Source organism: Oceanisphaera sediminis, assembly GCF_039539745.1.
GTDB lineage: Bacteria > Pseudomonadota > Gammaproteobacteria > Enterobacterales > Aeromonadaceae > Oceanimonas > Oceanimonas sediminis.
In genome coordinates, this window is the sequence record NZ_BAABDS010000039.1 from 40,316 (window position 1) to 60,170 (window position 19,855).

The following is a 19,855-nucleotide window of genomic DNA, read 5'->3' on the forward strand; positions in this document are numbered from 1 at the left end:
GAAAGCTAAACAATTTAACCCTCAACAAAATGGCAAAGGATATGCAGCCCAAACTTTCTGTCGCCAACCTGTACAAGGTGTTCGGCGACCAGCCCGAGCGGGCCTTTCCTCTGCTGGAGCAGGGGCTGGGCAAAGACGACATTTTCCAGCAGACCTCCCTAACCACGGCGGTAAAAGACGCCAGTTTCGATATTTACCCCGGCGAAATCTTCGTGATCATGGGGCTGTCCGGCTCGGGAAAATCCACTCTGGTACGCCTGCTCAATCGTCTGATTGAGCCCACCCGCGGTCACGTATACCTGGACGGTGAAGACATCGCCTCCATGAACGCCCACGCCCTGCGCCAGGCCCGGCGCAAAAAGATCAGCATGGTGTTCCAGTCCTTCGCGCTCATGCCCCACCTCAACATTCAGGACAACGTCGCCTTCGGTCTTGAGCTGGACGGCGTGGCCAAGGGTGAGCGTCATCAAACTGCCCGGGAAGCACTGGAGCGAGTCGGACTGGCGGCCCACCTGCATTCCTACCCGGACCAGCTCTCCGGCGGCATGCAACAGCGGGTGGGACTGGCCCGGGCGCTGGCGGTGGATCCCGACGTACTGCTGATGGACGAAGCCTTTTCCGCGCTCGACCCACTGATCCGGACCGAAATGCAGGACGAGCTCATTCAACTTCAGGCCCGCGACCAACGCACCATAGTGTTCATCTCCCACGATCTGGACGAAGCCATGCGCATCGGCGATCGCATCGCCATCATGGAAGGGGGCGAAGTGGTGCAGGTGGGTACCCCTGATGACATTCTCAACAACCCGGCCAACGACTATGTGAAAAGCTTCTTTCGCGGCGTGGATGTCAGCCAGGTATTCAGCGCCAAAGACGTGGCCAGCGACCAGCAGCCCACTCTGGAGTCCGAAGGTGAAGGCGGTGTCAGCCAGGCCCTGCGCCAGCTGCGCGAGTCAGGACGGCAGCATGGCTGCGTACTGAACCGGGAGCAGCGCTACCTGGGCACGGTATCGGTTGAATCACTCATACAGGCAGAAAAATCCGGCAGCGAGTTGCAGGCCGCCATGCTGAGCGAACTCGAGCCGGTATCCGCCGACACGCCGCTGGGCAAGGTGCTGGGCCAGGCGGCCCAGGCACCCTGCGCCCTGCCCGTGATCGACGAACAGGACCGCTACCTGGGCGTGATCACCAAGTCCGCCCTGCTGGAAATACTGGATCGCCAAGGAGAAACTCCTTCATGAGCAAGGAACAAAACCCGGATCCCTGGGCGGCGGCGACCGATGCCGGCACCGAGGACCAGACCTCTCCTGCCGAAGCAGCTGCCGCCGACCCCTGGGGCAACACTGCCGATGCCGGCACCGAGGACCAGACTTCTCCAGCCGAAGCACCTGCTGCCGACCCCTGGGAGTCGGACGCTCCGGCCGATACCGGGAGCAGCTGGCTCGATGCCGCTCCCGAAGCACCGGCAGAACAAGCCGGTATCGACTGGCTGAACCCCTTTCAGGATGCGCTGATTCCCCTCGACCGCTGGGTAGAACATGGGCTGGACTGGGTGGTCGTTCACTTTCGCAGCGGTTTTCAGGCAGTACGCGCCCCCATAGACACTATTCTCTCCGGTGTGGAGCAAGGCCTGCTGGCCATTCCCTCTCCCGTACTGATCCTGCTGGTGGCCCTGCTGGCCTGGCAGGTATCCGGATGGCGGCTGGGCCTGGGCAGTTTGCTGTCACTGGTATTGATCGGCGCCATCGGCGCCTGGAACGAGGCCATGATCACCCTGTCGCTGGTGCTTACTTCCGTGGTGTTCTGCGTGCTTATCGGGCTGCCGCTGGGGATCTGGCTCGGCTACAGCAACCGGGCCCAGACCACCCTGCGCCCGGTGCTCGACGCCATGCAGACCACCCCGGCCTTCGTGTATCTGGTGCCCATCGTCATGCTGTTCGGCATCGGCAACGTACCCGGCGTGGTCGTGACCATCATCTTCGCTCTGCCGCCGCTGATCCGCCTCACCAGCCTGGGCATTCGCCAGGTACCGGAAGATCTGGTGGAAGCCTCCCGCTCCTTTGGCGCCAGCCCGTCACAGCTGCTGTTCAAAGTGCAACTGCCTCTGGCCATGCCCACCATCATGGCCGGTATCAACCAGACCCTGATGCTGGCCCTGTCGATGGTGGTCATCGCTTCCATGATCGCCGTCGGTGGCCTGGGGCAGATGGTGTTGCGGGGTATCGGCCGGCTCGACATGGGTCTGGCCACCGTGGGCGGCCTGGGCATTGTATTAATGGCCATTATTCTGGACCGGCTGACCCAGTCCATGGGTCAGAACAAGCGTAGCCGGGGTATACATCACTGGTATCAAACCGGCCCTGCGGGTCTGTTGTATCGCCTGCTGGGCAACAAGGAATAAACGACAAGGAGAGAAAAATGAAACTGATAAGCGCTATTTCCGGCGGCCTGCTGGCCTCCACCTTCAGCCTGAGCGCCCTCGCGGCCCTGCCCGGCGACGGCATCTCGGTACAGCCCCTGAAAAGCTCCATTGCCGAGGAAACCTTTCAGACCCTGCTGGTCATGAAGGGCCTGGAAAAACTGGGCTACACCGTGAAGGACATTCAGGAAATCGAATACGCCGCCGGCCACATCGCCCTGGCCAACGGCGACGCCACCTTTATGGCCGACCACTGGGACCCGCTGCATATCGACTTTTATAAAGCCGCCGGTGGTGACGAAAAACTCTACCGGGAAGGGGTCTATTCCACCGGCGCCCTGCAGGGCTACCTGATCGACAAGCGCACCGCCGAACAACACGGCATCACCAACATAGGCCAACTCAAGGAGCCGGACATTGCCGCCCTGTTCGATGTAAACGACGACGGCAAGGCCGATCTGACCGGCTGCACCCCGGGCTGGGGCTGCGAAAAAGTGATTGAACACCATCTGGATGCCTACGGCCTGCGCGACACCATTACCCATAATCAGGGCGCCTATTCGGCCATTATGGCCGACACCATTTCCCGCTACCGGGCCGATGAACCCATTTTTTACTACACCTGGACCCCCTACTGGATCAGCGGCGAGCTGGTGCCCGGCAAGGACGTCATCTGGCTGGAAGTTCCCTTCTCCTCCCTGCCCGGCGAACGCAAGGACGTAGATACTTCACTGCCCAACGGCAAGGACTACGGTTTTCAGGCCAACACCCAACACATAGTGGCCAACCGGGAGTTTGCCGAAGCCAACCCGGCGGCCGCCAAACTGTTTGAAGTGATGCAGATCTCCGCCAACGACATCAGCGCCCAGAACCTGCGCATGAAACAGGGCGAAGACACCCCGGCCGCCATAGAACGCCATACCGACGGCTGGATCAAGGCCCATCAGGCCAAGTTTGATGGCTGGGTAAACGCCGCTCTCGAGGCCGCGAAGTAAGCATCAAAAAAGACCCTTCCCGCCCTCGGGAAGGACAACTCAATGTCATGAAAAAAGGCTCCTGCGGGAGCCTTTTTCGTTACAGACCGGCCAGCAGATTCCACAAGTCGGCCTGCATGGCGCCGGCGGTCACTTCCCGGCCGGCCCCCGGGCCCTGGATCACCAGCGGGTTCTGCCGATAGTGCCGGGTTTCGATGGCATAGACATTGTCGCCGGGGCGCAGGTGGGCGAAAGCGTGATCTGCGGCCACCACTTCCAACCCCACGCTGGCGGCACCACTGGCGGCATCGAAGCGGGCCACATGGCGCAACAGGCCGCCTTGTTCGCGCGCGCTGGCCAGCGCCTCGGCCAGCGGCTGGTCCAGTTCGGCCAACCGGTCGAAGAACACCTCTTTCTCCAGCGCGGCGAGCGCCTCGGGTACCAGATCGCTGACCTTGACCTGTTCGGGATCCAGATCGAAACCCGCCTCTCGCGCCAGAATGACCAGCTTGCGCTTCACATCCTGCCCGTTCAGATCCTGGCGCGGATCCGGCTCGGTCAGGCCCTGCTGCCAGGCCTGCAACAGCAGTTCGGAAAACGGCTGGCTGCCATCAAAGCGCTGAAACAGCCAGCTCAGGGTGCCGGAAAAGATGCCGCTGATACCACGGAGTTGCTCACCCGACTGTTGCAGCTGGCGCAGGCTGCTCTGCACCGGCAACCCGGCGCCGACGGTGGCGTTGCTGAGAAACTGTACCCGATGCTCGGCCAGACTCTGCTTCAATCGCAGATAAAAACCCTGCTCAGCCGCGCCCGCCAGCTTGTTGGCGGCAATCAGATGAATATGCTGCTGCACCAGATTCGGATAGTACTGCACCAGGGTGTCGGACGCGGTGAAGTCGAGTCCCACCAGCTGGTCGAAACCGTGTTCTTCCAGGTTTTCCAGCCAGTCGGGCCAGACCATGGACTCGGACTGGAAGTTGTTGAGCACCTGCTCCACGGCCAGCCCCTGGCTGGCGAGCATGGCACCTTTGGAGTCGAACACGCCGTACAGGGTCAGCTGCACGTTCAGGGTCTGCTCCAGCCGCGCCTTCTCTTGCTGATACAGCTTTAACCAGGCCTGGCCGATGTTGCCCCGGCCAAACAGGATCAGACCGATACGCCGAGGCCGACTGAACAGGCTCTGGTGCAACCGCAGCAGCAAGGGCTCCAGCATGACTTTACGTACCACCCCCACCAGGCTGAGGCCGTTTTTGGCGGGCTGGATAAACTCCAGCGGCTGCTCGTTCAGCGCATGGTAGAAATGCAGACACTGCTCGGCCTGGGCGGTCACGCCCTTGCCCACCAGCGCCACCAGTGAAAAACCTTCCCGCTGTTGCAGGTCTTCAAAGCCGCCACCGGGCTGGTGATCGCGCAGCAACGAGAAGGCCTGCTCGGCCTGTTCGCGGGTATAGGCAATCTGCCACAGCTTGCGTTCGGGACGCCGCTTGCAGGCCAGGGGGGCCAGCTCGCGCCGGGTCAGCCACTCGGTCAGTGCGTTCACTCTGTCCTGATAACGGTCGGGAATGGTCATTTCCACCAGTACCGCATCGTCTACCGAGGTCACGATACGGGCGCCCGACTCTCGCCGGGGCAGGCGTTCAATGCGGGTGTGACCGTCATTGGGGTGGTAACTGCAGCGCAGTATCAGCTGTTGCCGGCTGGCCGACACCGGCCCCAGGGTGCGGCTGTGCAGTATGGGCGAGCCCAGTCGGGCCAGCTCGGCGGCTTCCGACAGCGACAGCCGGGTCAGCAACAGGGCTTCGGTGACCCGCCGGGGATCGGCACTGAACACCCCCGGCACATCGCTCCAGATGGTGCTGTGTGAACTGTCGGCCAGCGCCGCCAGCAGGGTGGCGCTGAAGTCGGAGCCGTTGCGCCCGAGCAAGCGGGTACGGCCTTCGGCATCGGCGGCAATAAAGCCGGTCACCACCAGTGTCTGATCCGGATACTCGGCCAGAATACCCTGTAATTGCTCGCGCGAGAGTGCCTCGTCCACCTGCACCGGTGAGCCGGATACCCGCAAAAAACGACGTGCATCCAGCGAGGCTGCTGGCACACCCTGACTGTTCAGCAGGCTGGCCAGCAGCCGGGAAGACCACAGCTCGCCGAACGACTGGATAAAACTGCGCTGATAGTCGTCCAGGCGGTGATTTTCCAGTACCCCGGCAATGGTATTGATGTCTTCATCCAGCGCCGCCAGCAGGGGCGCCGCTTCCGTTTCATCCAGAGTATTTTCGATTAAACCGCGCTGAAAGCTGTACAGTCCTTCCAGGGTCGCCGCGGCGGCATTGTCACCACTGGTAAACAGATTGAGCAATTCAATCAAGCGGTTGGTGGTTTTACCCGACGCCGACACCACAATCAGGGCGTCGGGCTGACGCTGGCTGTTGATGATGTCGGCCACGCGATGAAAACAGGCGGCATCGGCCAGGCTGCTGCCGCCAAATTTGTGCACCGGACGCCGATGGCGGTCGGTGTCGTTCTGCTGCTGGGTCATTACTTGCTTAACACCTTGAATGCATTGTCGAAATCTTCGATCAGGTCGCGAACATCCTCGATACCCACCGACACCCGCAACAACTGGTTGCTGATACCGGCAACGAGACGGGCTTCTTCGGTCATGGCCGCATGGGTCATGGTGGCCGGATGGGCAATCAGGCTTTCCACCCCCCCCAGCGACTCGGCCAGGCAGAACAGCTTCAGCTGCTTCAAAAACGCCTTCATGCCCGCTTCGTCCACATTCAGCTCGAAGCTGAGCATGGCACCAAAGCCCAGCTGCTGGCGCGCCGCCACCTCGTGGCCGGGGTTGCCGGGCAGACTGGGATGATAGATGGTGTTGACTTCCGGCCGGCCCTGCAGATAGGTAACCAGCGCCTCGGCGTTTTCGCAGTGTTGACGCATGCGCACGCCCAGGGTGCGCAGACCGCGCAGGGTCAGATAGTTATCGAAGGCCGAGCCGGTCAGGCCAAGGCAATTGGCCCACCAGCGCAGTTCTTCGGCCCGCTCTTCACTGGCCGCCACCACGGCTCCGCCCAGCGCATCGGAATGACCGTTGATGTATTTGGTGGTGGAGTGCACCACCAGATCGGCACCCAGAGTCAGCGGCTGTTGCAGCGCCGGCGACAGAAAGGTGTTGTCGACCACACTCAAGGCGCCCACGGCCTTGGCCGCCGCGCACAGTGCCGCTATATCCACCACTCGCAGCAGCGGGTTGGACGGCGTTTCAATCCACAGTATTTTGGGCTTTTTGGCCAGGGCTGCCGCCAGCGCCGCCTCGTCGGTCTGATCAACGTACTCGACCTTGAAATTACCTTTCTGGGCCAGGGAGTTGAACAGCCGGTGGCTGCCGCCGTAGCAGTCATGAGGCGCCAGCAGCAGATCGCCGGCCTGCAGCTGAGAGGTAATGATCAGATTGATGGCACCCATGCCGCTGGCGGTCACGGCGGCGCCGGCGCCTTTTTCCAGCCGGGCCAGGGCATCGATCAGCGTCTGGCGGGTCGGGTTGCCGGAGCGGGCATAGTCGAAGCGGCGCTGCTCATTGAAATCGGCGAAAGAATAGGTGCTGCTGAGGTAGATAGGCGGCACCACAGCCCCATGCTGAGTATCGGTATCGATGCCGGTACGAACGGCATGAGTCTGGGTCTGGTAATCTGGCATATCCTCTCCTTTGCACTACGGCAGCTTAGGCAGCCTGGCTAGCTACTAATACGGAACTTCCAAGTCGCGCACAGTAACCCAGCCGGAATGGGCCGTCAAGCCTTCCGGACGTCTGAAAGTCTTTGCTGTTGGATTGCCAATAAAAAATGTAAGGGTTACAATTCGGCTCGGATTTTTAACCTTGATGCGGGTGAACAATGAAAACTGAATGGAACGGCGATTATATTAGCCCTTACGCCGAACACGGCAAGAAAAATGAACAGGTCAAAAAGATCACCGTGTCCATACCGCTCAAGGTGTTGAAGATACTGACCGACGAGCGCACCCGTCGCCAGGTCAACAACCTGCGTCATGCCACCAACAGCGAACTGCTGTGCGAGGCCTTTCTGCACGCCTATACCGGCCAGCCGCTGCCCCAGGATGAAGATCTGCGCAAAGACGTACCCGACCAGATACCCGCACACGCCCGGGCCATCATGGCCGAGCTGGGTATCGAAATAGAAGATTACGCCATCAGCGACGAAGAATAAGGCGCTGGCCATCGCGGTGTGGGTTGCAAGGCGGCAAGCGAAACCGGGCCCATCCGCTGCCGCCTTTGCATGCTTTCGTTGCTTGTCGCCGCTATCCCCGGCTGCCCTTTAGCGCCTTTCAATAAATGCTGCTAAAGGGCAGCAGGCAAGCCGCATCGCCCCGCGTCTTCGGTTGCCACTGCCTTTCAAGACTCGACACCGACCAGAATCTGCGACCAGGGCAGCCCTGCATCGCCCAGGGTAATGAAATTGGGATTGACCATGCTGTCGCGCCGGTTGTAGCTGAGCGGCTTCAGGTTCAGATCCAGCAAGCGCCCCCCCGCCTCTTCAACTATGCACTGGGTAGCCCCCGTGTCCCATTCGCCAGTGGGGCCGATGCGCATATACAGGTCGGCCGCGCCTTCTGCCACCAGGCAGGATTTGAGCGAGCTGGAGCCCAGCGGCACCAGCTGATAGTCCAGTGTGGGCGTCAGGCGCGCGCGAACCCAGTCCACGTTTTGCCGACGGCTGATGGTGATGCGCAGCCCGGTCAGCTTGTCGGCCGTATCATGATGCCGCGCCTCGATGCGCCGAGTCTCGCCGTCCGCCTCCTTGAAGGCGCCGTGGCCGCGTACCGCGTAATACATCAGATCGTTCACCGGCCCGTACACCACGCCCAGCACCGGCTTGCCGTGTTCTATCAAGGCGATCATGGTGGAAAAGTCACCGCTGCCGGCGATGAATTCCTGGGTACCGTCCAATGGGTCCACCAGCCAGTATCGGGGCCAGCTGCTGCGTTCGGCCAGCGATACCTCGGTGCCTTCTTCCGACAGCACCGGAATATCGGCCAGCTCGCGCAGCGCCTGTTTAAGATAAACGTGGGCGGCCAGATCGGCGCTGGTGACCGGGCTGTCGTCATCTTTGTTCTCGGCCTGATACTGGCCACTGTTATACATCGACAGTATCAGGTTGCCGGATTCACGGGCGGCCGCCTTCACGCCCGGCAACAAGGCATAGATATCCATGCTTACTCCTTTCTATTGAGCCAGTCCTGCAGCATAAACAGGCCACAGATGCTGCGTGCTTCACTGAAGTCGGGCCGGGCCATCAGCTGGTCCAGCTTGTCCAGAGGCCAGGGCACCACATCAAGCGGCTCGGGTTCATCCCCTTCACGCTGTTCAGGATACAGATCTCGCGCCAACAAGATATCCATACGACTACCAAAATAACCGGGGGCCAGCGTCACCTGTTTCAGCGGCGTCAGCTCCCGTGCCCCATAGCCGATTTCTTCCATCAGCTCCCGATTACCCGCTTCCATGGCATTTTCGCCCGGATCGATCAGCCCCTTGGGAAAGCCCAGCTCATAGCTGTGGGTTCCGGCGGAGTATTCACGGATCAGCAAGATGGTCTTTTCATCCAGCAGCGGCACCAGCATCACGGCGCCACGGCCGCTGTTGCGCATACGCTCGTACACCCGCTCCACACCGTTGCTGAACTTGAGATGAACCGACTCCACCTTGAAAAGACGACTCTGTGCCACCAATTCTGTATGTAATATCTCAGGTTTTTGTTTCTTGTCCGCCATGGCCGTTTCCGCCTTTTCGCTCACCCTGTGCAGAGATTATCGTAACTCTCGGTAAACGTCTGCCCACAAGTGACAACAAGCCGGCTTTTGCCGGCGCCGATATACGCTCCGGGCCGGGGCATCTGGTATAATTCAGGCTCGGTTTTAACGAGAGCGAGCGCAATGAACGGAGAAAATTCATCCATCCGCCTGGACAAATGGCTGTGGGCCGCCCGCTTCTACAAGACTCGCAGCCTGGCCCGCACCATGATTGACGGCGGCAAGGTGCACTACAACGGACAACGCAGCAAACCCAGCAAGCAGGTAGAGGTCGGTGCCCTGATCCGCCTGCGCCAGGGTAACGATGAAAAGGAAGTCGTGGTGCTGGAATTGTCGGAACACAGGGGCAAGGCCGAGCAGGCCCAGCGTTTGTTTCAGGAAACCGAAGACAGCATCAAGAAGCGCGAGCAAAACGCCGAGGCCCGCAAGTTCAACAGCCAGTTTGCGCCCAGCCCCGAACGTCGGCCGGATAAAAAGGAACGGCGTACCCTGCTTAAAATCAAGCAGGGTAACTGAGGCGACCGCGGGACAACGGCTTCCCACCCCGCAGCTCAAACCACTTACACTATATATCGCATATACAGACGATAACGGCATTCAGCCCATACAGGATTTTTTATGACTCACATCGACCAACTTCATCGTTATCTGTTCGACAACTACCAGGTTCGGGGCGAGCTGGTACAGCTGCAGCAGAGCTTTCATCAGGTGCTGGCATCCCAGGCCTATCCGGCACCGGTACAACGGCTGCTGGGCGAGCTGCTGACCGCCACCAGCCTGCTGACCGCCACCCTCAAGTTTGAAGGCCACATCACGGTACAGCTGCAGGGCGACGGCCCCGTTTCTCTGGCCGTGATTAACGGCGACCACCAGCAGCAGCTACGCGGTGTGGCCCGCTGGGAAGGCGAGGTGCCCGACAGCGACAAACTGGCCGAACTCGTCGGCAAGGGCTATCTGGCCATTACTATTACCCCCAATGACGGCGAGCGTTATCAGGGTATTGTCGATCTCGGCGAACATTCGCTGAGTGCCAGCCTGGAAAACTACTTTGCCCAGTCCGAGCAACTGAACACCCGCATCTGGCTGTTTACCGACGTGCAGCACGAGCAGCCGCGCTGTGCCGGTATGTTGCTGCAGGAACTGCCCGGCGGCGAGGACGGTGACTTTACCCACCTCGAGGCCCTGACCCACACCATCAAGGCCGACGAGCTGTTGAATCTGGACGCGCACGAGATTCTGTATCGCCTCTATCATCAGGAAGCGGTGCGGGTGTTCGATCCGCAGCCGGTCACCTTTCAATGCACCTGCTCGCGGGAAAAATGCGAACAGGCGCTGTTGCAGGTCGGTCAGCAAGAGGCCGGCGACATTGTGAAGGAAGAAGGTAAAATCGAAATGCACTGTGACTATTGTGGCCGGCACTATCACTTCAATGAAGCGGATCTGCAAAACCTCTTTAATGATGCCCCGACACTGCATTAACATTTAATACAAAAAAAATGGGGCATTGTGCCCCTTTTTAGTTAATTTTCCGCTCAAAACTCTAAATTTTGACACTGATCCCCTAAATACCGCGCAATTCCTGCTAGTCTGCCGCGATTAATTATTCCAATAACCATGCTTACTCAACCCCTTCGTACCAGGAGATAACAATGACGTCGCAGGCGCAGCAATTAGGCCTCTCTCAATACGGTATCAACGATGTTACCGAGATCCTTCATAACCCCTCTTACGAACAATTGTTCGCAGAAGAAACCCGTGCGGATCTGGAAGGCTACGAAAAGGGCGTGGAAACCAGCCTGGGCGCCGTTGCCGTCGACACCGGTATCTTTACCGGCCGCTCTCCGAAAGATAAATACATAGTGCGTGACGACGTCACCCGCGACACCGTGTGGTGGGCCGATCAGGGCAAGAACGACAACAAGCCGATGAGCCAGGAAACCTGGACCGAGCTGAAAACCCTGGTCACCAAGCAGCTGTCCGGCAAGCGCCTGTTCGTGGTCGACACCTACTGCGGTGCCAACCCGGATACCCGCCTGGCCGTGCGCTTCGTGACCGAGGTTGCCTGGCAGGCGCACTTCGTGAAAAACATGTTCATTCGCCCGAGCGAAGCCGAACTGGAAGGCTTTGTGCCCGACTTCGTGGTGATGAACGGCGCCAAGTGCACCAACCCCAACTGGAAAGAGCAGGGTCTGAACAGCGAGAACTTCGTCGCCTTCAACCTGACCGAGCGGGTACAACTGATCGGCGGTACCTGGTACGGCGGCGAAATGAAGAAAGGCATGTTCTCCATGATGAACTACCTGCTGCCGCTGAAGGGCATTGCCTCCATGCACTGCTCCGCCAACGTGGGCAAAGACGGCGACGTGGCCATTTTCTTCGGCCTTTCCGGTACCGGCAAGACCACCCTGTCCACCGATCCCCAACGTGAGCTGATCGGCGACGACGAGCACGGCTGGGACGACGATGGCGTGTTCAACTTCGAAGGCGGCTGCTACGCCAAGACCATCAAACTGAGCCAGGAAAACGAGCCGGAAATCTACGCCGCCATCCGCCGCGATGCGCTGCTGGAAAACGTCACCGTGAAAGAAGACGGCACCATCGACTTCGATGATGGCTCCAAAACCGAGAACACCCGGGTCTCCTACCCCATCTATCACATCGACAACATCGTCAAGCCGGTATCAAAAGCCGGTCACGCCAAGAAAGTGATCTTCCTGACCGCCGATGCCTTCGGTGTGCTGCCGCCGGTGAGCAAGCTGACCCGCGAACAGGCCGAGTACCACTTCCTGTCCGGCTTTACCGCCAAGCTGGCCGGTACCGAGCGCGGCATTACCGAGCCGACTCCGACCTTCTCCAGCTGTTTTGGTGCCGCTTTCCTGAGCCTGCACCCGACCCAGTACGCCGAAGTACTGGCCAAGCGCATGGATGCAGCCGGCGCCGAAGCCTACCTGGTCAACACCGGCTGGAACGGCACCGGCAAGCGGATTTCCATCAAGGCGACCCGTGCCATCATCAATGCCATCCTCGACGGCTCCATTGAAGATGCCGAGTTTGTTGAAATGCCCTACTTCAACATGGCCATTCCCACCAGCCTGCAGGGCGTGGAAGACGGCTCCATTCTGGATCCGCGTAACACCTACGCCGACCCGGCCGAGTGGGACGTCAAGGCACAGGATCTGGCCAAACGCTTCGTCGACAACTTCGACAAGTTCACCGATACCCCCGAGGGCAAGGCCCTGGTCGCCGCCGGCCCGCAGCTGTAATTACAGTTAGCAACAACGGGCAATAGCAAAGACCCCGGCCAAGGCCGGGGTCTTTTTTTTTACGTGCTTTTGCCATTCAATGCGGTTTCAATGGGACGACGGCTGGTCGTTCCAGGTCTGCAGCCAGTCTTCGATCTGCTCGGCCGGCATCGGCAGAGAGATGCCATAACCCTGCACATACTGACACCCCAACTGTTGCAAGCGCTCACCCTGAGCCGATACTTCCATACCGTCCGCAATCACGCTCATTCTCAGCACCGCCGCCAGCTGAATCACGCTTTCCACCATGCCGACATCATGCCCTTGCGACAGCAGGTCACCGACAAAGCTGCGATCGATTTTCAGGGTGTCCACCGGCAACCGATTGAGGTGAGAAAGAGAGGCATAACCGGTGCCAAAGTTATCAAACAAAATACCCAACCCCAGCAAGCGACAGCGTTGCAATACCGGAATCAAACCATCGATGTCGGCCAGTACCGCCGCCTCCTGAAACTCCAGATCCAGCAACGAGGGCGACACCTGTGGATAGCGGGCCAACAGGCGGCCCAGTGCATCGATAAAGTCCGCATGCATCAACTGGCCGGTACTCACATTGAAACTGACTCTGAACTCCAGCCCCTGCGCCACCCAGGCCGTCATTTGTGCCAATACCCGCTCAATCACCCACAGCCCCACCTCGAATTCCAGCTCGCTGCCGATAATCAATGGCAGAAAGTCGGCGGGCGCCACTATGCCACGTTGCGGGTGACGCCAGCGTAGCAACGCCTCTACACCAATCATGCGCTTGCTGAGCAGGTCGACCCGTGGTTGGTAATAAAGCAGAAACTCGTTCCGCTTGAAGGCGGCCGACAACAGGGCAAACTGCTGCTGCCGGTGATATTCCTGCTGATGCAGTTCGGCATCAAAGAACACATAGGTGTTCTTGCCCTGCTTTTTAGCCTGATACATGGCCTGATCCGCATAGCGCAGCAGAAGCTCCGCATCATCCGCATCCTGCGGGGACAGCGCCACACCGATGCTGGCCGACACCCGAACCTGCTGACCATCCAGCTCCATCGGCTCATGGATCACCGCCAGTACCCGATCGAGAATTTCATCACATTCCAGATCGTTGTGCAGTCCGGTAAACAACAGGGCAAACTCGTCCCCTCCCAGTCGGGCCAGGGCATCACAGCTACGGGTGATCTGACCCAGCCGCCGGCTGATTTCGATGAGCAACCGATCACCGGCCGCGTGTCCCAGACTGTCATTGACCTGCTTGAAACCATCCAGATCCAGGTAGCACACCGCGAGCCTGCCCTCGTTACGCCTGGCGCCGGCAATAGAGCGTTCCAGCAATTCACCAAATAGCAGCCGGTTGGGGATCCTGGTCAGAGCATCGTGACAGGCCTGGTGCTTGAGCTCGGCTTCATGCTGCTTCAGATGGGTAATATCGGAAAAAATAATCACATGGTGCAACACCCGATCCGCATCGTCGCAGACCACCGACACCGCCAGCAGCAGTGGATAGGACTCACCATTCTTGCGCCGGCTCCACAGTTCACCCTGCCAGTGTTCGCGGGCGTCGAGATGGCGGCACAGTTCGGCATAAAAATCGTCGTCATGATCCTGGGCTTGCAATAACTCCGGCGAGCCACCGATCACATCCTCGGGCAAATATCCGGTAATGCGGGTAAAGGCCGGATTGACATGGGTAATACGGTTGTCGGCATCGGTCACCATGATGCCTTCATAGCTCGACTCGAACACACTGGTTGCCAGCCGCTGCTGGGCTTCGATGTCTTTCTGTGTGCTGATGTCCTGCCCCACGCAGAGCATGTGGCCATTGGGCAGCATGATATTGGCCCACAGCATGGTCAGCACGTCTCCCTTTCGGTTCAAGGGCCGCCATTCACGGAATACCGAGCTGTTGAGAGAGGTAAAAGTGGCGATCACCTGACGTCGCTGTTCGGGATCGGGATAAAAAAGATTCAGTGGCGCCGCGTGTTGTTTCAGCTCGTCAAAACTCCAGCCAAATATCCGCTCGCACTCATGATTCCATAGAATGCAGCGCCCTGCCGAATCGAACCCGTTAATGGGGATGGGAACATGATCAAACATGCCTTTTAGCCGGCTCAGAAAACGCCGGGACGAGCCTTCCCGTTTTCTCTGATGTGTATGTTGTTCCTGCTCGCGCCATAACATGGCGCCGTGGGTTGTCAGTATATCGAGGGTCTGACGTTGGGTTGGCGCAAGCCGAGGGGCTCTTGTCCGGTATTCGAGTAGCAGCAATCCCTCGAATGACCCGCGCGACGCGGGCACCGCCATGTAGCGCTCCGCGCCCGGGTCGGCCGCCGGTGACACGGGGCAATAAAACCGCGCTTGCTGCCGGATAGCCAGATAATCCGCCGCCGCCCACTGCGGTAATGGCGGCCACTGGTTATCCACAGCGGGTGAGGGCGAGCAGCCATCGGCATTGAAGAATACAAACCAGGCGCGTTCGGCATCGGCACACCTGGCTGCCAGGGCACACAACTCCGACCACTCGTCGCGCTTTTCGGTCGTGGCCCCCTCGGTCACTCCATCATCCTGATTGCCATAGCTTCGCATATCCATGCTCATATTGATTACCGCTTTATCGAGCCAACAGACCATCAAACCCTTTCAATTAACCGTTCCCGGTGAATATCCGTCTATCGGCGATGATGAGACTACTAATCATAGAACATCGCCACTCATGCCGCGGCCTACACAAGGGGATGCCACAACTCCTTTGCCACCTCGAAAAAACCCCGGGCCAGCGGACTGGCCTGATCGTCGTTGCGCATCACCAGGGCTCCGATGCGGGCCATGGCGGGTAACGCCAGCGGCCGACACTCTACCCCCGGCAATTCGGAAAAAAGCACGCTACCGGCCGGAATCAAGGCACAGCCCAGGCCGGCATGCACCGCCCGCATCAGCCGGTACACCGAGTCGGACTCCAGCATCGGCTGCAGCCTGACGCCTTGCCGGGCAAATACCGTCTCCAGATAGCCGCGAAAATACATGCCCGCCTTGGGCAGGCACAGCGGCAATGCCGCCAACTCCTGCGGTGTGGGCGCCGTCGGTAGCCGCTCTCGCCATTCAGGTCCGCACGCCAGCACCACCCCCTGCTCCGGCAATGCCAGGCTGTTCAGTTGCGCCAGTACCTCGGGTTCAAAAAAACCACCGCCAATATCCAGACGGTTCTTTTCCAGCCCCTGCACTATGGCATCGGCGGTCATGTCGTCAATCTCGAACCCCAGCCCGGGGTAACGCTGCCGCAACCGCGCCAGCACCGGACTCAGATCCATGCAACTCAGTGGCACCAGCCCCAGTCGCACCGTGCCGGTGAGGCGCCCCTTCATCGCCTCCACCTCCAGTTTGAGGTTGTCATAGTGGCTCAGCAGGGTGCGGGCCCGCTCCAGTACCCGCTCACCTTCGGGCGTAAAACCCTCGAACTGCTTGCCCCGGCGCACCAGTGGCATCCCCAGCTCGCTTTCCAGCTGCTTGATGCGCATCGACAGCGTCGGCTGGGTAATGCAGCAGGCCCGGGCCGCCCGGCCGAAGTGCCGTTCCCGCTCCAGGGCGCAGAGGTAGTAAAGCTGCTTGATGTCCATGATTAACCTGTCTGTTTTATTATTAAAAAGTATGAATGAAGCGATGATTGATAGATTAACTCTCTCACAATATCGAATCTTTCGATTAGATCACGCCCCGACCGCTCACTACACTGGCGTTAACTGCCTTTAACGAGTTCTGTGACCATGTCCTTTTGCCAGCCCGATGCCCTGCCAGGTTATCAGTATGTGGCCACCACCGGCGGGGATGCCCATGCCCTGGCCAGCGAGGTGCCCTTGGCTATCTTGCTCAACGGCATCAGCCACGCGGTGATGATGGTCACCCCCTGCCAACTGGATGAATTCATCACCGGTTTTCTGGTCAGCGAAGGCATCATCAAACATCCACGAGAAATCCACGATCTGGAATTCCACCGGCAAGATCAGGCGCTGGAAGCCCGCGTCACCCTGGGTAATGGCGCCCATTACCGCTGGAAAGAGCACCGCCGCAGCCTGGCCGGCCGTACCGGCTGTGGCCTGTGCGGCATCGAATCGCTGACTCAGGCGCTGCCCGAGCTGCCCCGTCTGCCTGCCGCACCGCTGCCGCCGGAATCCGCCCTCTTGCAACTCGGCCGGCAGTTGCCGGACTGGCAGCCACTGGGTCAGGAATGTGGTGCCCTGCATGGGGCTTTTTTTGCCAGCCTGGACGGCCAGATTCTGCATGGTTGCGAAGACGTGGGCCGGCACAACGCCCTCGACAAACTCATTGGCACCCTGTTGCATCAGAAACCACCGCTCGCCGCCGGCATGGTGCTGATGACCAGCCGCTGCAGCATAGAGCTGGTGCAGAAAATGGCCCGCGCCGGGCTGTCTACCCTGGTCACCCTGGCCGCCCCCACCGAACTGGCGGTGCGCCAGGCCCGGCGAGCCGGCCTCAACCTGCTGCATCTGTCGCGCCAACAGGGCCCGCGAGTTTATTCCACTTCAGAAACCGAGCCTCATCATGACTAGAAAAATCAAACCCTATCAGGGCCCGGCCGGCGGCTGGGGCGCCCTGTCTGCCACCACCCGTTTCGTGTTCGGCAGCCAGCAACCGGCAGCCAACATCCGCAATCTGCTCAGGGCCAATCAGGTCAAAGGCTTCGACTGTCCCGGCTGTGCCTGGGGCGACGAGCAGGGCAAGCATTTCTCCTTCTGCGAAAACGGCGCCAAGGCCATCAGCTGGGAAGCCACCACCAAACAGGTGACACCCGCCTTCTTTCGCGCCCACAGCGTCGGCAAGCTGCAGCGCCAGAGCGACTATTTCCTGGAATATCAGGGCCGACTCGAACAGCCGATGTACCTGAACCGGGAACGTGGTCACTATGAGCCCATCTCCTGGGAGAATGCCTTCGCGCTGATCGCCCGCCACCTCAACGGGCTGGATCACCCGGATCAGCTGGAGCTGTACACCTCGGGGCGGGCAAGCAACGAGGCCGCCTATCTGTATCAGTTGTTCGGTCGTTCCTTTGGTACCAACAATTTTCCCGACTGCTCCAACCTCTGCCACGAGGCCAGCGGCGTCGCCCTGACCCAGGCTATCGGGGTGGGCAAGGGCACAGTGACTCTGAGTGATTTTGAACGGGCCGATGCCATTCTGGTGTTCGGCCAGAACCCGGGCACCAATCATCCGCGCATGCTGCACAGCCTGCGCAATGCCGCCCACAACGGCACCGCCATCGTCAGCTTCAACAACCTCAAGGAACGCGGGCTGGAACGCTTTGCCGATCCGCAAAGCCCGCTGGAAATGCTGACCCCGAAAGACTCGCGTATCTCCAGCCACTATTTCTGCCCGCGACTGGGCGGCGACATGGCGGCGGTGCGCGGCATGGCCAAGCTGGTACTGGAATGGGACGCCGAGGCGCTGAAGCGAGGCAAGCCGGGGCTGCTCGACCGGGACTTTATCGCGCAACACACCCACGGGCTGGAAGACTACATGGCAACGGTCGCGGCCACCTCCTGGCAACAGATAGAGGTACAATCGGGCCTGAGCCGGGCCGAACTGCGCCAGGCGGCCGAAGTTTACGCCAGCGCCGAACGGGTGATCTGCACCTGGGCCATGGGCATTACCCAGCACAAGCATTCGGTGGCCACCATTCGGGAGATCACCAATCTGCAGCTGCTGCGCGGCCAGCTGGGCCGACCCGGTGCCGGTTTATGCCCGGTGCGAGGCCACAGCAACGTGCAGGGCAACCGCACCGTGGGGATAAATGAACAGCCCGACGCCGCCTTTCTCGACCGACTGCAACAACACTTCAAACAGCCCATGCCTCGCCGGCCGGGTCATAATGCGGTAGCGGCCATTCAGGCCATGCTGGATGGCGAAGCCAAGGTATTTATTGCGCTGGGCGGCAACATCGCCGCCGCCGCCCCCGACACGCCCGCCACCGCCCGGGCGCTGGCCAATTGTGATCTGACGGTACAGATCAGCACCAAGCTCAACCGCAGCCATGTCATGGCCGGTAAAGAGGCGCTGATTTTGCCCTGCCTGGGCCGCACCGAAGAAGATGTGCAGGCCAGTGGCCCCCAGTTCATTACGGTGGAAGACTCCTTCAGCATGGTCCATGCCTCTCAGGGCGTGGCCAAACCCAAGAGTCCGCACCAGCGCTCGGAAACCGCCATCATCGCCGGCATGGCCCAGGCGGTGCTGGGCAATAAATCGGTCGACTGGCAGGCGTTGGCCAACAATTACGATCTTATCCGGGATCATATCGCCGCCACCCTGCCCGGCTTCGAGCAGTTCAATGAACGGCTGCAGCAACCCGGTGGCTTCTATCTGGGTAACAGCGCCGCCCGTTATCAGTGGCAAACCGGCAACGGCAAGGCCAACTTCGGTTCCGATCCGCTGCCTGCCAGCCTGATCCCGGAGGCCGTGACCGCCAAGGCCCAGGGCATGCTCTCAACCCTGCAGACCCTGCGTTCGCACGATCAGTACAACACCACCATCTACGGCATGGACGACCGCTACCGCGGCGTGTACGGCCAGCGCATGGTGATTTTCATGCACCCGGACGAGATCAAGCGCCGCGGCCTGCAGGAAGGCGACTGGGTCGAGCTGATCGGCGTGTGGCTGGACGATGTCGAGCGCAAGGTCGGTGGCTTCAAGGTGGTGGCCTACGATATTCCGCCCGGCGACGTGGCGGCCTATTATCCGGAAACCAACCCGCTGGTGCCGCTACACAGCGTGGGCGACGGCAGCCACACGCCCACCTCCAAGTCGATTCCGATACTGATCCGCAAGCAGGACGCACCGCGGATTATTTGAACTACCATCCCGGTGCTTTCAACCTTTGACTCATCGGCCAAAGGGCCCGCTTCACCGACTCGCCGTAAACCCATCCCTGGGGGCTCCGCCGCGCCCTCCCTGGCGCGGAGGGTCGGCGAAGCAGATCCCTTTGTACTCCTGCTACCTCGGTGTCACTAGTTGGCGCCACCTACCGGCAACTCGGCATTCAAAAAGAGGCAACAGAGACAGGCTTCCACGACCGTGAAATGCCATGGATGGCATTTCCGAGCCCCCACGGATGGGTTTATGGCGTGTCGTGGGAGCTGGCTGTGTTGCCTCTGATGCACCGGCTACATACTTATTGGAATAGGTATGAGCTGCTCCCGCCCCCCAGAAACACCAAAGCCAGCCCTGGCGGCTGGCTTTCTGTGTCCTGCTTGGGCTTTTGGCCCTGGCTCCCGGCCTTTCACTCGCGTCGAGTGTGGCCTTTGTGGTGCTTACCGGTGTGGTATCCCGGTTTGCGACAGGGGTCGAGGGTATCGGTCTGT

General features: G+C 60.1%; 15 protein-coding genes. 9 read left to right on the forward strand and 6 right to left on the reverse strand.

What is annotated here, in order from left to right; all coding sequences use genetic code 11:
* The first annotated feature begins 41 nt into the window (after window positions 1-41).
* The 3 genes from proV to proX are packed head-to-tail and all read left to right on the forward strand — an operon-like array spanning window position 42 to window position 3,414.
* Window positions 42-1,241, forward strand: a complete 1,200-nt coding sequence (gene proV / locus ABD827_RS13830) for a glycine betaine/L-proline ABC transporter ATP-binding protein ProV (RefSeq protein ID WP_344965279.1) — start codon at window positions 42-44, stop codon at window positions 1,239-1,241.
* Entirely contained in the window at window positions 1,238-2,401 is a 1,164-nt protein-coding gene (gene proW / locus ABD827_RS13835) for a glycine betaine/L-proline ABC transporter permease ProW (RefSeq protein WP_344965280.1), read from the forward strand. Before proV ends, proW begins: the two co-directional genes overlap by 4 nt.
* 17 nt (window positions 2,402-2,418) lie before the next feature.
* Window positions 2,419-3,414: a glycine betaine/L-proline ABC transporter substrate-binding protein ProX gene (gene proX, locus ABD827_RS13840; protein WP_344965281.1), complete on the forward strand. Its 996-nt coding sequence runs from the start codon at window positions 2,419-2,421 to the stop codon at window positions 3,412-3,414.
* 79 nt (window positions 3,415-3,493) lie between these two features.
* Here proX and metL read toward each other — a convergent pair whose 3' ends face one another.
* Both metL and metB read right to left on the reverse strand, forming a co-directional pair.
* Window positions 3,494-5,929 carry a bifunctional aspartate kinase/homoserine dehydrogenase II gene (gene metL / locus ABD827_RS13845; protein WP_344965282.1) on the reverse strand — a complete coding sequence of 812 codons (2,436 nt, stop codon included), beginning with the start codon at window positions 5,927-5,929 and terminating at the stop codon, window positions 3,494-3,496.
* Window positions 5,929-7,089, reverse strand: a complete 1,161-nt coding sequence (gene metB / locus ABD827_RS13850; protein ID WP_298716821.1) for a cystathionine gamma-synthase — start codon at window positions 7,087-7,089, stop codon at window positions 5,929-5,931. The genes metL and metB overlap by 1 nt, the downstream gene beginning before the upstream one ends.
* Window positions 7,090-7,286: 197 nt before the next feature.
* Between metB and metJ the strand changes: the two genes are divergently transcribed.
* Window positions 7,287-7,619 carry a met regulon transcriptional regulator MetJ gene (metJ, locus tag ABD827_RS13855; RefSeq protein WP_298716824.1) on the forward strand — a complete coding sequence of 111 codons (333 nt, stop codon included), beginning with the start codon at window positions 7,287-7,289 and terminating at the stop codon, window positions 7,617-7,619.
* Window positions 7,620-7,804: 185 nt separating this feature from the next.
* On the opposite strand, the gene cysQ is transcribed toward metJ, so the two are convergent.
* Both cysQ and nudE read right to left on the reverse strand, forming a co-directional pair.
* Window positions 7,805-8,623, reverse strand: a complete 819-nt coding sequence (gene cysQ / locus ABD827_RS13860; protein ID WP_344965283.1) for a 3'(2'),5'-bisphosphate nucleotidase CysQ — start codon at window positions 8,621-8,623, stop codon at window positions 7,805-7,807.
* Window positions 8,624-8,625: 2 nt separating this feature from the next.
* Complete coding sequence (gene nudE / locus ABD827_RS13865; protein ID WP_298716830.1) at window positions 8,626-9,183, reverse strand: ADP compounds hydrolase NudE; 558 nt, start codon at window positions 9,181-9,183, stop codon at window positions 8,626-8,628.
* A gap of 162 nt (window positions 9,184-9,345) precedes the next feature.
* On the opposite strand from nudE, the gene hslR reads away from it, so the two are divergent.
* The 3 genes from hslR to pckA all read left to right on the forward strand — a co-directional run bounded on the left by hslR (window position 9,346) and on the right by pckA (window position 12,485).
* Window positions 9,346-9,738 (forward strand): ribosome-associated heat shock protein Hsp15, encoded by a 393-nt coding sequence (gene hslR / locus ABD827_RS13870; RefSeq protein ID WP_344965284.1) that lies wholly within the window; start codon window positions 9,346-9,348, stop codon window positions 9,736-9,738.
* A gap of 102 nt (window positions 9,739-9,840) precedes the next feature.
* Window positions 9,841-10,701 (forward strand): Hsp33 family molecular chaperone HslO, encoded by an 861-nt coding sequence (gene hslO, locus ABD827_RS13875; protein WP_344965285.1) that lies wholly within the window; start codon window positions 9,841-9,843, stop codon window positions 10,699-10,701.
* A gap of 170 nt (window positions 10,702-10,871) precedes the next feature.
* Window positions 10,872-12,485 (forward strand): phosphoenolpyruvate carboxykinase (ATP), encoded by a 1,614-nt coding sequence (pckA, locus tag ABD827_RS13880; RefSeq protein ID WP_344965286.1) that lies wholly within the window; start codon window positions 10,872-10,874, stop codon window positions 12,483-12,485.
* Window positions 12,486-12,572: 87 nt separating this feature from the next.
* On the opposite strand, the gene ABD827_RS13885 is transcribed toward pckA, so the two are convergent.
* Complete coding sequence (locus tag ABD827_RS13885; protein ID WP_344965287.1) at window positions 12,573-15,086, reverse strand: sensor domain-containing protein; 2,514 nt, start codon at window positions 15,084-15,086, stop codon at window positions 12,573-12,575.
* Between the two features lie 125 nt (window positions 15,087-15,211).
* Window positions 15,212-16,102 (reverse strand): LysR family transcriptional regulator, encoded by an 891-nt coding sequence (locus ABD827_RS13890; RefSeq protein ID WP_344965288.1) that lies wholly within the window; start codon window positions 16,100-16,102, stop codon window positions 15,212-15,214.
* A 147-nt stretch (window positions 16,103-16,249) separates the two neighbouring features.
* Between ABD827_RS13890 and fdhD the strand changes: the two genes are divergently transcribed.
* Window positions 16,250-17,053 (forward strand): formate dehydrogenase accessory sulfurtransferase FdhD, encoded by an 804-nt coding sequence (gene fdhD / locus ABD827_RS13895; protein ID WP_344965424.1) that lies wholly within the window; start codon window positions 16,250-16,252, stop codon window positions 17,051-17,053.
* On the forward strand, window positions 17,046-19,346 hold the full coding sequence (locus tag ABD827_RS13900) for an FdhF/YdeP family oxidoreductase (protein ID WP_344965289.1): 2,301 nt from the start codon (window positions 17,046-17,048) through the stop codon (window positions 19,344-19,346). The genes fdhD and ABD827_RS13900 overlap by 8 nt, the downstream gene beginning before the upstream one ends.
* Window positions 19,347-19,855 lie beyond the last annotated feature (509 nt).

What these genes read in the sequence shown, in the direction of transcription:
- ABD827_RS13890 (WP_344965288.1), bottom strand. Translation starts at nt 16,102, where the DNA reads ATGGACATCAAGCAGCTTTACTACCTCTGCGCCCTGGAGCGGGAACGG.
- ABD827_RS13900 (WP_344965289.1), top strand. Translation starts at nt 17,046, where the DNA reads ATGACTAGAAAAATCAAACCCTATCAGGGCCCGGCCGGCGGCTGGGGC.
- metL (WP_344965282.1), bottom strand. Translation starts at nt 5,929, where the DNA reads ATGACCCAGCAGCAGAACGACACCGACCGCCATCGGCGTCCGGTGCAC.
- pckA (WP_344965286.1), top strand. Translation starts at nt 10,872, where the DNA reads ATGACGTCGCAGGCGCAGCAATTAGGCCTCTCTCAATACGGTATCAAC.
- metJ (WP_298716824.1), top strand. Translation starts at nt 7,287, where the DNA reads ATGAAAACTGAATGGAACGGCGATTATATTAGCCCTTACGCCGAACAC.
- proX (WP_344965281.1), top strand. Translation starts at nt 2,419, where the DNA reads ATGAAACTGATAAGCGCTATTTCCGGCGGCCTGCTGGCCTCCACCTTC.
- ABD827_RS13885 (WP_344965287.1), bottom strand. Translation starts at nt 15,086, where the DNA reads ATGAGCATGGATATGCGAAGCTATGGCAATCAGGATGATGGAGTGACC.
- fdhD (WP_344965424.1), top strand. Translation starts at nt 16,250, where the DNA reads ATGTCCTTTTGCCAGCCCGATGCCCTGCCAGGTTATCAGTATGTGGCC.
- cysQ (WP_344965283.1), bottom strand. Translation starts at nt 8,623, where the DNA reads ATGGATATCTATGCCTTGTTGCCGGGCGTGAAGGCGGCCGCCCGTGAA.
- hslO (WP_344965285.1), top strand. Translation starts at nt 9,841, where the DNA reads ATGACTCACATCGACCAACTTCATCGTTATCTGTTCGACAACTACCAG.
- metB (WP_298716821.1), bottom strand. Translation starts at nt 7,089, where the DNA reads ATGCCAGATTACCAGACCCAGACTCATGCCGTTCGTACCGGCATCGAT.
- proW (WP_344965280.1), top strand. Translation starts at nt 1,238, where the DNA reads ATGAGCAAGGAACAAAACCCGGATCCCTGGGCGGCGGCGACCGATGCC.
- hslR (WP_344965284.1), top strand. Translation starts at nt 9,346, where the DNA reads ATGAACGGAGAAAATTCATCCATCCGCCTGGACAAATGGCTGTGGGCC.
- nudE (WP_298716830.1), bottom strand. Translation starts at nt 9,183, where the DNA reads ATGGCGGACAAGAAACAAAAACCTGAGATATTACATACAGAATTGGTG.
- proV (WP_344965279.1), top strand. Translation starts at nt 42, where the DNA reads ATGCAGCCCAAACTTTCTGTCGCCAACCTGTACAAGGTGTTCGGCGAC.